The sequence below is a fragment of the Streptomyces sp. NRRL B-24572 genome, from assembly GCF_002156145.1.
Lineage (GTDB): Bacteria > Actinomycetota > Actinomycetes > Streptomycetales > Streptomycetaceae > Streptomyces > Streptomyces vietnamensis.
In genome coordinates, this window is sequence record NZ_MWIG01000775.1 from 1 (window position 1) to 10,388 (window position 10,388).

General features: G+C 69.0%; 14 protein-coding genes, 1 tRNA gene, 1 pseudogene and 1 riboswitch. Of the genes and pseudogenes, 7 read left to right on the top strand and 9 right to left on the bottom strand.

The window, feature by feature from the left end:
- Positions 1 to 485 (top strand): annotated as a pseudogene (locus CCN56_RS45215) (penicillin-binding protein); the annotation flags it as partial.
- Here CCN56_RS45215 and CCN56_RS35580 read toward each other — a convergent pair.
- The 3 genes from CCN56_RS35580 to CCN56_RS35590 all read right to left on the bottom strand — a co-directional run bounded on the left by CCN56_RS35580 (position 463) and on the right by CCN56_RS35590 (position 1,648).
- On the bottom strand, positions 463 to 783 hold the full coding sequence (locus CCN56_RS35580) for a multidrug efflux SMR transporter (RefSeq protein WP_086831901.1): 321 nt from the start codon (positions 781 to 783) through the stop codon (positions 463 to 465). The pseudogene CCN56_RS45215 and the gene CCN56_RS35580 sit on opposite strands and share 23 nt — an antisense overlap.
- Positions 784 to 815: 32 nt before the next feature.
- Positions 816 to 886, bottom strand: a riboswitch (guanidine-III (ykkC-III) riboswitch).
- A 47-nt stretch (positions 887 to 933) separates the two neighbouring features.
- A complete protein-coding gene (locus CCN56_RS35585; protein WP_030554720.1) occupies positions 934 to 1,272 on the bottom strand; it encodes a co-chaperone GroES in 339 nt (112 codons plus the stop codon).
- Positions 1,273 to 1,327: 55 nt separating this feature from the next.
- Complete coding sequence (locus tag CCN56_RS35590) at positions 1,328 to 1,648, bottom strand: DUF3618 domain-containing protein (RefSeq protein WP_041129423.1); 321 nt, start codon at positions 1,646 to 1,648, stop codon at positions 1,328 to 1,330.
- Between the two features lie 126 nt (positions 1,649 to 1,774).
- Here CCN56_RS35590 and bcp point away from each other — a divergent pair, with 126 nt between their 5' ends.
- The 4 genes from bcp to CCN56_RS35610 all read left to right on the top strand — a co-directional run bounded on the left by bcp (position 1,775) and on the right by CCN56_RS35610 (position 3,811).
- A complete protein-coding gene (gene bcp, locus CCN56_RS35595; RefSeq protein WP_041129424.1) occupies positions 1,775 to 2,242 on the top strand; it encodes a thioredoxin-dependent thiol peroxidase in 468 nt (155 codons plus the stop codon).
- A gap of 211 nt (positions 2,243 to 2,453) precedes the next feature.
- Entirely contained in the window at positions 2,454 to 3,044 is a 591-nt protein-coding gene (locus CCN56_RS35600; protein ID WP_256962347.1) for an HNH endonuclease signature motif containing protein, read from the top strand.
- Complete coding sequence (locus tag CCN56_RS35605; protein ID WP_086831902.1) at positions 3,041 to 3,706, top strand: HNH endonuclease; 666 nt, start codon at positions 3,041 to 3,043, stop codon at positions 3,704 to 3,706. Before CCN56_RS35600 ends, CCN56_RS35605 begins: the two co-directional genes overlap by 4 nt.
- A 20-nt stretch (positions 3,707 to 3,726) precedes the next feature.
- Positions 3,727 to 3,811 (top strand) — tRNA-Leu (locus CCN56_RS35610).
- 56 nt (positions 3,812 to 3,867) lie between these two features.
- Here the strand turns inward: CCN56_RS35610 and rdgB are convergent.
- The 4 genes from rdgB to CCN56_RS35630 form a co-directional block, all read right to left on the bottom strand.
- The gene (gene rdgB / locus CCN56_RS35615; protein WP_086831903.1) at positions 3,868 to 4,476 is read right to left on the bottom strand and encodes an RdgB/HAM1 family non-canonical purine NTP pyrophosphatase; all 609 of its coding nucleotides are present in this window, start codon (positions 4,474 to 4,476) and stop codon (positions 3,868 to 3,870) included.
- Between the two features lie 7 nt (positions 4,477 to 4,483).
- On the bottom strand, positions 4,484 to 4,870 hold the full coding sequence (locus CCN56_RS35620; protein WP_179200106.1) for a hypothetical protein: 387 nt from the start codon (positions 4,868 to 4,870) through the stop codon (positions 4,484 to 4,486).
- Positions 4,871 to 4,962: 92 nt separating this feature from the next.
- On the bottom strand, positions 4,963 to 5,694 hold the full coding sequence (rph, locus tag CCN56_RS35625; protein ID WP_086831904.1) for a ribonuclease PH: 732 nt from the start codon (positions 5,692 to 5,694) through the stop codon (positions 4,963 to 4,965).
- Positions 5,695 to 5,778: 84 nt separating this feature from the next.
- Positions 5,779 to 6,012 (bottom strand): PTS glucose/sucrose transporter subunit IIB, encoded by a 234-nt coding sequence (locus CCN56_RS35630; RefSeq protein WP_086831905.1) that lies wholly within the window; start codon positions 6,010 to 6,012, stop codon positions 5,779 to 5,781.
- Between the two features lie 235 nt (positions 6,013 to 6,247).
- Here CCN56_RS35630 and CCN56_RS35635 point away from each other — a divergent pair, with 235 nt between their 5' ends.
- Together CCN56_RS35635 and CCN56_RS35640 are read left to right on the top strand one after the other, a co-directional pair.
- Positions 6,248 to 7,579, top strand: coding sequence for a PTS transporter subunit EIIC (locus CCN56_RS35635; RefSeq protein WP_086831906.1), 1,332 nt, complete (start codon positions 6,248 to 6,250; stop codon positions 7,577 to 7,579).
- 344 nt (positions 7,580 to 7,923) lie between these two features.
- Positions 7,924 to 9,189 (top strand): PTS transporter subunit EIIC, encoded by a 1,266-nt coding sequence (locus CCN56_RS35640; RefSeq protein WP_041129430.1) that lies wholly within the window; start codon positions 7,924 to 7,926, stop codon positions 9,187 to 9,189.
- Positions 9,190 to 9,255: 66 nt separating this feature from the next.
- On the opposite strand, the gene CCN56_RS35645 is transcribed toward CCN56_RS35640, so the two are convergent.
- Both CCN56_RS35645 and CCN56_RS43985 read right to left on the bottom strand, forming a co-directional pair.
- Positions 9,256 to 10,011, bottom strand: a complete 756-nt coding sequence (locus CCN56_RS35645) for an MBL fold metallo-hydrolase (protein ID WP_086831907.1) — start codon at positions 10,009 to 10,011, stop codon at positions 9,256 to 9,258.
- Between the two features lie 135 nt (positions 10,012 to 10,146).
- On the bottom strand, positions 10,147 to 10,388 hold a 242-nt coding region (locus CCN56_RS43985), incomplete at its 5' end, for a hypothetical protein (protein ID WP_218779486.1).

A 10,388-nucleotide genomic window follows, 5' to 3' on the forward strand; every position in this document is an offset into this window, starting at 1 on the left:
CCGCCGGGCGTCCGGCCGCCGGCAAGACGGGCACCGCGGAGGACGACAAGGCCGCCTGGTTCGCCGGCTACACCCCCGAGCTCGCCACCGTCGTCGCCGTCATGGGCCAGGACCCCGAAACGGGCGCCCAGGAATCGCTGTACGGCGCCCTCGGCCAGCCGCGCGTGAACGGCGGCGGAGTGCCCGCCGAGATCTGGGGCCGGTTCACCCGCGAGGCACTGGACGGGGTCCCCGCACGCGACTTCGAGCTCCGGCTGATGCCGGGGGCGGAGGCGCCACCGGTCCCGCCGGTGCCGGACGGGCCGGAGGGCTCATCGGAGAGCTCGCCGGAGGGCTCGCCGGAGGGCTCGTACGAAGCGGGCGAGACCGGCGAGGCCGGACCGGGCGCCGCACACCCCTCCGTACGGCCGTCCGGGGCCTCCGGGACCCCCGGAGCCCTCGCGACCCCCGGGACCCCCGGGGTCAGTGACCGCTCGTCGCCTTGAGCCCCACCACGGCGACCAGCAGCAGACAGACGAAGAAGATCCGGGCGGCGGTCGCCGGCTCACCGAGCACCACCATGCCGAGCACCGCCGCACCGGCCGCACCGATGCCGACCCACACGCCGTACGCCGTACCGATCGGCAGCGTCTTGGCCGCCTGCGACAGCAGCATCATGGAGGCGACGATCCCCGCACCGGTGAGGACACTCGGCCAGAGCCGGGTGAAACCGTCCGTGTACTTCATGCCGATGGACCAGCCGACCTCGAGCAGACCGGCGACGACCAGCAGAACCCAGGCCATGACGAGACACCTCCGCGAGACGGAACAACAGGGGTGCGTCGTCTTGTCGTCAACCCGGTACGGCGCGTCTCGTCGGGGTGTCTCCAGGCTAGCAAAGAACGGGCAAAGGCCCCGGTGACTCCGGTCACCAGGGCCTTCGCGCTCGTCTGCCTACAGGTACAGGCCCGTCGAGTCCGACGTCCCCTGGAACCGGTCCGCCGCCACCGCGTGCAGATCGCGCTCCCGCATCAGGACGTACGCGACGCCCCGCACCTCGACCTCGGCGCGGTCCTCGGGGTCGTACAGCACCCGGTCGCCGATCTCGACGGTACGGACGTTCTGACCGACCGCGACCACCTCGGCCCAGGCCAGGCGACGGCCCACGGCGGCCGTCGCCGGAATCAGGATGCCGCCGCCGGAACGCCGCTCCCCCTCCGGGGAATCGGTACGGACCAGGACCCGGTCGTGGAGCATCCGGATGGGCAGCTTGTCGTGCGTGTTCTCGCTCACCCTGTGAACTTACCTGCCCGGGCGTGTCGCCCGCAGACGGGGCGGCCGGGAAGGCTCACGCCTTGTGCCGCCGCGAGGAGGAAACGATCAGCCCGACGACGGCAAGGGCCACGACGGCCGCCGGAACGACCCGCTCCAGGCGGGGCGCGCCGTCCTCGTGGGTGAAGCGGGCCTTCACGTCCGAGACGACCCGGTTGACGGCGACGAAGGCGCGCCCGGCCGTCTGGTCGACCGTCGAGGCGACCCTGGCCTTGGCGTCCCCGATGATCGTCTTCGGGTGCATCCGAATGCCGATCTCGTCGAGAGTGACGGCGAGCTGCTCGCGTCGGCGGACGATGTCCGCCTCGATCTGTGCAGGGGTCCTGGCCTCCGACACCGCGCTGCCTCCGTGGTCGTATTCCGGTCGTTGACGGTCAGTCTGTCAGTTCCGGCGCGATCGGGTCGCGCCAGACCCCCATTAGGCTCTTTATCGCGTACGCGAACACCCCGAGGAGAGCCAGCCATGAGCGAGCGACTGCAGCCCGGCGACACCGCCCCCGCCTTCACCCTTCCCGACGCGGACGGCAACGAGGTCTCCCTCGCGGACCACAAGGGCCGCAAGGTCATCGTCTACTTCTACCCGGCGGCGCTGACCCCCGGCTGCACGAAGCAGGCGTGCGACTTCACCGACAACCTCGACGTCCTGGCCTCCGCCGGCTACGACGTCATCGGCGTGTCCCCGGACAAGCCGGAGAAGCTGGCGAAGTTCCGCGAGAAGGAGAACCTGAAGGTCACGCTGGTCGGCGACCCGTCGAAGGAGACCCTGGAGGCGTACGGCGCCTTCGGCGAGAAGAAGCTGTACGGCAAGGTGGTGACGGGCGTGATCCGCTCGACGGTCGTGGTCGACGAGGACGGCAAGGTGGAACACGCCTTCTACAACGTGAAGGCCACGGGCCACGTGGCCAAGATCATGAGGGACCTGGGCGTCTGAGCCCCTCTCTTCCACGGAACGGCCCGTACCCCGGAAACGACGGTGCGGGCCGTTCCGCTTTCCATACGCGATACGTACGCGATATGGCGTGACCGTCCGATATTCGGGTCGTTAGTCCGTACGAGATCCGTACTGGGGAGGGGCCGACTCGATGGGGACGAGCGCGTACACGAGGGAACGGCTGGATTCGGCGGCGTGAGGGGCGCGGACGCTGACGGAGGCGCTGGAGAGGTTGGGGGTGGACCCGAAGAGTCCGACGCGGCGGTACGTACGGGAGCGGATGCGGAAGCTCGGGGTGGACACCTCGCACTTCGAGCAGGAGGGGATGCGGTGGACGAGAGAGGTTCTGGCACCTGTCGTCGCCATCTCCACGAGCGTGAACGATGTCGTACGCCGGCTGGGACTCGATTGCGTGGGTGGGCACCAAGCCAACATCGCCCGTCGCATCAAGGCGCACGCCATCGACACGTCGCACTTCACGTCGGTGGGCCGAGCGGAGCACAGGCGGCATGGCGGACGGCGCCGGACAGCCGAGGAGCTCCTCGTCAAGGAAGCGTCAGCGCATGCACGGCGGATCCCAGGCCAGCGGCTCAAGCGGGCCATGCAGCAGCTCGGCTACGAGGAGCACTGCGCGCTGTGCGGGATCGAAGCCATGTGGCTGGGATGCCCGCTTCCGCTGGAGGTCGACCACATCGATGGCGACTGGCGTAACAACCAGATTGAGAACCTGCGGCTACTGTGCCCCAACTGCCACTCCACGACGGACAGCTACCGAGGTCGCGGCAAGGGGCGCACCCGATGACCGCCAGCACGCGGTACACCCGCGAGCGCCTGGCCGAAGCAGCGGCGCGGTGCGCCGACATCGACGAGGCCATCGACTTCCTCGGCGCGGAGTCGTACAGCGCGCTCCCCCGGTACCTCATGAGGCGGTTCGCCCACTTCGACATCGACGTCTCCCACTTCCCGCCCTTCGGGAGACTCGCCCGCCCGAGTACGCATGCCCTGCGACAGGCAGTGGCGCACTCGACCTCCGCAAGGATGGCCCTGCACCATCTGGGCCGGGCGGACACCGCTGCACAGCGTGCGAACCTACGGAAGTGGATTACGGAAGACGGCCTGTCAGTCGCCCACTTCTTGGGGCAGGCCCACCAGCGCGGCAAGCCGAGCCCGACTGCCAAGCGGGCGGAAGACGTTCTGGTACGTCACGACAAGAGGCATCGGACCACCACCAAGCGGCTGCGCCGCGCACTGCACGAAGTCGGTGTGCCCGAGGAGTGCGCTCGGTGCGGCGTAGCCCCCGAGTGGCTCGGCAAGCCCATGACCCTGGAGGTCGACCACATCAATGGGGACTGGCGTGACGACCGGCGCGAGAACCTGAGGCTCCTGTGCCCCAACTGCCATGCGACCACTGACACCTGGTGCCGCGGCGGACGACGACGTCCCTCTCAACCGAGTGGCAGGTGACCGCTACCATGGCTGTGCACGCGGCCGTGGCGAAATAGGCAGCACGCGCGGGCCTTAGAAGCCCGTGGGAGAAATCCCGTGAGGGTTCGAATCCCTCCGGCCGCACCCAGGAACGGCCTGCGAATCGAAGGATCGATTCGCAGGCCGTTCGCATACGGGCCTCAACCCAGCAGCTCCCGCACCACCGGCACCAGGGCCCTGAACGCCTTGCCGCGGTGGCTGATCGCGTTCTTCTGCTCCGGGGTCAGCTGGGCGCAGGTCACCTCGTGGCCCTCCGGCTGGAGGATCGGGTCGTAGCCGAAGCCGTTCGTGCCTACGGGGGCGTGGCGGAGGGTGCCCTCCATGCGGCCCTCCACCACTCGCTCCGTGCCGTCGGGCAGCGCGAGGGCCGCCGCGCAGGCGAAGTGGGCGCCTCGGTGTTCGTCCGCGATGTCCGAGAGCTGGGCCAGCAGCAGGTTCAGGTTCGCGCGGTCGTCGCCGTGGGTGCCGGCCCAGCGGGCCGAGAAGATGCCGGGGGCTCCGTTCAGGACGTCGACGCAGAGGCCGGAGTCGTCGGCGACGGCCGGGAGGCCGGTGGCCTGGGCCAGGGCGTGGGCCTTGAGGAGGGCGTTCTCGGCGAAGGTGACGCCCGTTTCCTTGACGTCGGGCACGTCGGGGTACGCGTCCGCGCCGACGAGTTCGACGTCGAGGCCGGCGTCGGCGAGGATCGCGTGGAGTTCGGTGATCTTGCCCGCGTTGCGGGTGGCGAGGATCAGGCGCTGTCGGGTCATGCCCCGATTATCCCGGGGTGCAGACCTTCGCCACTTCGCCCGCCGCGTCCGTGATCGGCGTGATGTCCGGGGTGGTGTCGCCGTTCTTGACCGCCGTGCGGACGGAGTCCACGCCCTTCGTCAGGTCGTCGACGGCCTTGGAAAGGTCGGCGTTGTCCGTCGTGTTCTTGATGTTGCCCAGTTCCGTGGAGATCTGGTTCAGGGACTCCTCTATCTGCGTCACGTCGTTCGTCGCGTTGGAGACGGCCTGCTGGAGGTTCTGTACGGACGTGGCTATCGCGTCGGCGGTGTTGACGCAGTCCATGGCCGTGTCGAGGGCTCCGCAGCCGCTCAGGACGGTGGTGAGCGCGGCGGCCGTGGCCGTGGCGAGTGCGAGACGGCGCTTCAGCTTCAAGGCGGGTACTCCCCCTGATACGTACGGACATGCGGACGGGCGGGCGCCCCGGATCGTACCCGGGTGCCCGCCCGTCAGGACGCAGCGAGGTGTCAGAGGGTTCCTTCGAGGGCCTTGCGCTGGATCTCGGCGAGTTCGGCGCAGCCGCCGGAGGCGAGGTCGAGGAGGGCGTTGAGCTCCTTGCGGTCGAAGGGCTCGGCCTCGGCGGTGCCCTGGACCTCGACGAAGCGGCCGTCGCCGGTGCAGACGACGTTCATGTCGGTGTCGGCGCGGACGTCCTCCTCGTAGCAGAGGTCGAGGAGGGGGACGCCGTCGACGATGCCGACCGACACCGCCGCCACCGTGCCGGTGAGGGGCTTGCGGCCGGCCTTCACGAGCTTCTTGCCCTGGGCCCAGCCGATGGCGTCGGCCAGCGCGACGTAGGCGCCGGTGATCGCCGCCGTACGCGTGCCGCCGTCGGCCTGGAGGACGTCGCAGTCGAGGACGATGGTGTTCTCGCCGAGGGCCTTGTAGTCGATGACGGCGCGGAGGGAGCGGCCGATGAGGCGGGAGATCTCGTGGGTGCGGCCGCCGATCTTGCCGCGGACGGATTCGCGGTCGCCGCGGGTGTTGGTGGCGCGGGGGAGCATGGAGTACTCGCCCGTCACCCAGCCTTCGCCGCTGCCCTTGCGCCAGCGCGGGACGCCTTCGGTGACGGAGGCGGTGCAGAAGACCTTGGTGTCGCCGAAGGAGATGAGGACGGAGCCCTCGGCGTGCTTGCTCCAGCCGCGTTCGATGGTGACGGGGCGGAGCTGTTCGGGGGTACGGCCGTCGATGCGAGACATGGGACGAGCCTAGCCGGACATGGCGGAGGGCCCGTTCCCCTGCCGGAACGGGCCCTCCTCAGGAAGTGAGCGGAATGCTCACGCTCACATCAGGTCTTCGATCTCCGCGGCGATCGGGTCGGCGTCGGTGCCGATGACGACCTGGATGGCGGTGCCCATCTTGACGACGCCGTGGGCGCCGGCGGCCTTCAGGGCGGCCTCGTCGACGAGGGCGGCGTCGACGACCTCGGTGCGCAGGCGGGTGATGCAGCCCTCGACCTCTTCGATGTTGTCGATGCCGCCGAGCCCGGCGATGATCTTCTCAGCCTTGCTGGCCATGTGTTTCTCCCTGTCCGTTCCGTTCGCGAGGACGCGAATCTCGGCGCACCTGCGGTCCGCTTTGTCACGGTAACCCACGGTTGGCCCAACTTCGCGAGCGAGTGCCGCCGTTCTGTCGAATGATGACGATCACCGGCGGCCTGTCCTCAGCGGGCTCCCGGAGCCTACCGCAACTGGTCTACACCAGTGTGCAACGAGATGCGGGCCCGGCTTGTTCCGGGCAGGGAGGACGCCGATGAGCACCGACAGCCCCGCCGCGACACCGAAACCGGAGCCGGAACCGGCGCCGAAGCCGAAGAAGGCCGCGTCGTGGAGCGGGCTCTTCCAGGGCCTCCAGAAGATGGGCCGCAGCCTCCAGCTCCCCATCGCCGTCCTCCCGGCGGCCGGCATCATCAACCGTCTCGGCCAGCCGGACGTGTTCGGCGCCGACGGTCTCGGCTGGGACAACGTCGCGAAGGTGATGGCGGGCGCCGGCGGTGCACTGCTCGACGGCAGTCTCGGTCTGCCGCTGCTGTTCTGCATCGGTGTCGCGATCGGCATGGCGAAGAAGGCGGACGGTTCGACCGCGCTGGCGGCCGTGGTCGGCTTCCTCGTCTACTACAACGTGCTGCGCCAGTTCCCGAAGGACTGCCCGACGGGCACGGTGGACATCCGCGGCGGCTGTCTCTCGCCCGAGCAGGTCTTCACCGGGTACACGTACCAGAACCCCGGCGTCTTCGGCGGCATCGTGATGGGCCTGATGGCGGCCTGGTTCTGGCAGCGCTACCACCGGACGAAGCTGGTCGACTGGCTGGGCTTCTTCAACGGCCGGCGGCTCGTGCCGATCATCATGACGTTCGTGGCGATCGCGTTCGCCGCGATCTGCCTGTGGGTCTGGCCGCCGATCGGCGACGGCCTGGAGAACTTCAGCGACTGGCTGGTCGGACTCGGCGCCTGGGGTTCGGGCATCTTCGGCCTCGCGAACCGCGCGCTGCTCGTCATCGGCCTGCACCAGTTCCTGAACGTGCCCATCTGGTTCCAGTTCGGCACGTACACCAAGCCGGACGGCACGGTGGTGCACGGCGACATCCCCATGTTCCTCGCGGGCGACCCGAACGCCGGTCAGTTCCTGACGGGCTTCTTCCCGATCATGATGTTCGCCCTGCCCGCCGCGGCGCTCGCGATCACCCACACCGCGAAGCCGAACCGCCGCAAGGCGGTCGGCGGCATGATGCTGTCGGTCGCGCTGACCTCGTTCGTCACGGGCATCACCGAGCCGATCGAGTACTCGTTCCTCTTCGTCGCACCGCTGCTGTACGTGATCCACGCCGTGCTGACCGGTGTCTCGATGGCGCTGTCCTGGGCGCTGGGCGTGAAGGACGGTTTCAGCTTCTCGGCCGGCCTGATCGACTACGTGATCAACTGGAACCTCGCGACGAAGCCGTGGCTGATCATTCCGATCGGGCTCGGGTTCGCGGTCGTGTACTACGCGATCTTCCGGTTCGCGATCACCACGTTCAACCTCCAGACGCCCGGCCGCGAGCCGGACGAGGTCGAGGAGGAGATCGAGCGGGAGAACGTCAAGTAGCTCCCGTTCAGTACGTCAGGTAGCTCCTCGATCACTCTGTGATCGCCTTGTGGTCGCCCTGCGATCACGCGGCGGGGCCTGACCGCTTTCGGGGCTTACGTCCCTCTCGTAAGGCCCGTCGAAGGCCCCTGGACCTGACCGTCCAGGGGTCTTTTGTCGTGCATTTCAGGCTATGGCTGAGCGCACAGAATTCGCAGGTTCCTTATCTAAGTCTCACGTGCTACAACTGGTCTACACCACTCATTGGTGTAGACCACGCGGTCCAGACCACCGCGTTCCACGAGACGCCGCCGTCACCCCCTTTTCCCACCTCTGGCGGCGCCTTGCCTTACTGGAGGAAGTTGATGAGTACGGCCACCGCCCAGGCCGCCGCTCCCGCGAAGAAGCGCGGATCCGGCCTGTTCCAGGGCCTGCAGAAGGTCGGTCGCAGCCTGCAGCTGCCGATCGCCGTTCTGCCGGCCGCGGGTATCTTGCTCCGTCTCGGCCAGGCCGACGTGTTCGGCAAGGACGGTCTCGGCTGGGACAAGGTCGCGTCCGTCTTCGCCACCGCCGGCGGCGCGGTCTTCGACAACCTGCCCCTGCTCTTCTGCATCGGCGTCGCCATCGGCTTCGCCAAGAAGGCGGACGGCTCCACCGCCCTGGCCGCGCTCGTCGGCTTCCTGGTCTACAGCAACGTGCTGAAGGCCTTCCCGATCACCGAGGCCGTCGTCAACACGACCGCCAACAAGGGTGTCGACGTCGCCGCGACGTACAACAACCCGGGCGTCCTCGGCGGCATCCTGATGGGTCTGCTCTCGGCCGTCCTGTGGCAGCGGTTCCACCGCACCAAGCTGGTCGACTGGCTCGGCTTCTTCAACGGCCGCCGTCTCGTCCCGATCATCATGGCCTTCGTCGGCACCGCCGTCGGCGTCGTCTTCGGCCTGGTCTGGGAGCCGATCGGCGAGGGCATCTCCAGCTTCGGCGAGTGGATGACCGGCCTCGGCGCCGGTGGCGCCGGCCTCTTCGGCCTCATCAACCGCGCGCTGATCCCGGTCGGCATGCACCAGTTCGTGAACACCGTCTCCTGGTTCCAGATCGGTGACTTCACCAACGCCGCAGGCGAGGTCGTCCACGGTGACCTCAACCGCTTCTTCGCCGGTGACCCGAGCGCCGGAATCTTCATGTCGGGCTTCTTCCCGATCATGATGTTCGGCCTCCCGGCCGCCGCGATCGCCATCGCCCACGCCGCCCGCCCCGAGCGCCGCAAGGCCGTCATGGGCATGATGGTCTCCCTCGCGCTGACCTCCTTCGTCACCGGCATCACCGAGCCGATCGAGTTCACGTTCATGTTCATCGCGCCGGTCCTGTACGCGATCCACGCGGTCCTGACCGCCGTGTCCATGGCCGTCACCTGGGCCTTCGGCGTCCACGCGGGCTTCACCTTCTCCGCGGGCGGCATCGACTACCTGCTCAACTGGAACCTCGCGACCAAGCCGTGGATGATCATCCCGATCGGCCTCGTCTTCGCGGCGATCTACTACGTGGTCTTCCGCTTCGCGATCACCAAGTTCAACCTCCCCACCCCGGGCCGCGAGCCCGAGGAGGAGATCGAGGACCTCACCAAGGCGTGAGCCTCACCCGTAGCAACGGGAAGGGCCCCGGANNTCCGGGGCCCTTCCCGTTGCGCGGACCGTTCCTCAGATCTCGTACACCGCGCCCGGCCGCGCCAGCTCCGACGGACCCTTGTACACCTCGCGCGCGTCCGCCAGGTTCAGCTCGCCGTCCGTCCACGGCGGGATGTGGGTCAGCACGAGGCGTCCGACCCCCGCCCGGGTGGCCTGCGCGCCGGCCTCGCGGCCGTTGAGGTGGAGGTCCGGGACGTCCTCCTTGCCGTGGGTGAAGGAGGCCTCGCAGAGGAAGAGGTCGGTGCCGACGGCGAGGTCGTGCAGCGCCTCGCAGACCCCGGTGTCCCCGGAGTACGTGAGCGAACGGCCGCCGTGCTCGACCCGGATGCCGTACGCCTCGACCGGGTGGCACACCTTCTCCGTACGGACCGAGAACGGGCCGATCTCGAAGCTGTCGCCCGACTTCAGCGTGCGGAAGCCGAAGACCTCGCTCATCGCGGACGGCGAGGGGGTGTCCGCGTAGGCCGTGGTCAGGCGCTGCTCGGCGCCCTCGGGGGCGTACACGGGGATCGCGTCGCAGCGTCCGCCCTCGTGCCGGTAGTAGCGGGCGACGAAGTACCCGCACATGTCGATGCAGTGGTCGGCGTGGAGGTGGCTGAGGAAGATCGCGTCGAGGTCGTACAGACCGATGTGGCGCTGCAGCTCGCCCAGGGCACCGTTGCCCATGTCGAGGAGCAGCCGGAAGCCGTCGGCCTCGACGAGGTAGCTCGAACAGGCCGATTCCGCGGACGGGAACGACCCGGAGCAGCCGACGACGGTGAGCTTCATGGAGCGTGAACCTCCGTGGACGGGTGCGGGAAGCGCGCTGAGGGAGGGGAGGCTGTGCGGTCTGTCGAGCGTAAGGCGCACCCGGGCCTGTCGCTCCTTCGCGGTGGCCCGTTGTGGGCGAACTCACGGGCTCTGTCACCGGTTCGGATGGATGGCGGAGCGCGGCGGCGGGGTGGCGCGCGCGCCGGTACCTTCTTGAGGTATGGACACGTCGTGGTGGCCCGCGCTGGTCGCGGTCGTGGTGATCGCGCTGGTGGTGGCGCTCGTCCGGGGGTCCCCCCGGACGAAGTCCGGGGGAGGGTGGAAACGGTCGAGGCGGCGGCCCGCGGGGCGGGGGCGGCCGTCGGCCCGGCCGTCGGCCCGGCCGCCGCGCGGGC

Bases quoted from the DNA above. Each gene is read 5' to 3' on its own strand.
- CCN56_RS35580 (WP_086831901.1), bottom strand. From the start codon at position 783: ATGGCCTGGGTTCTGCTGGTCGTCGCCGGTCTGCTCGAGGTCGGCTGG.
- bcp (WP_041129424.1), top strand. From the start codon at position 1,775: ATGAGCGAGCGACTGCAGCCCGGCGACACCGCCCCCGCCTTCACCCTT.
- CCN56_RS35605 (WP_086831902.1), top strand. From the start codon at position 3,041: ATGACCGCCAGCACGCGGTACACCCGCGAGCGCCTGGCCGAAGCAGCG.
- rdgB (WP_086831903.1), bottom strand. From the start codon at position 4,476: ATGACCCGACAGCGCCTGATCCTCGCCACCCGCAACGCGGGCAAGATC.
- rph (WP_086831904.1), bottom strand. From the start codon at position 5,694: ATGTCTCGCATCGACGGCCGTACCCCCGAACAGCTCCGCCCCGTCACC.
- CCN56_RS35630 (WP_086831905.1), bottom strand. From the start codon at position 6,012: ATGGCCAGCAAGGCTGAGAAGATCATCGCCGGGCTCGGCGGCATCGAC.
- CCN56_RS35635 (WP_086831906.1), top strand. From the start codon at position 6,248: ATGAGCACCGACAGCCCCGCCGCGACACCGAAACCGGAGCCGGAACCG.
- CCN56_RS35640 (WP_041129430.1), top strand. From the start codon at position 7,924: ATGAGTACGGCCACCGCCCAGGCCGCCGCTCCCGCGAAGAAGCGCGGA.
- CCN56_RS35645 (WP_086831907.1), bottom strand. From the start codon at position 10,011: ATGAAGCTCACCGTCGTCGGCTGCTCCGGGTCGTTCCCGTCCGCGGAA.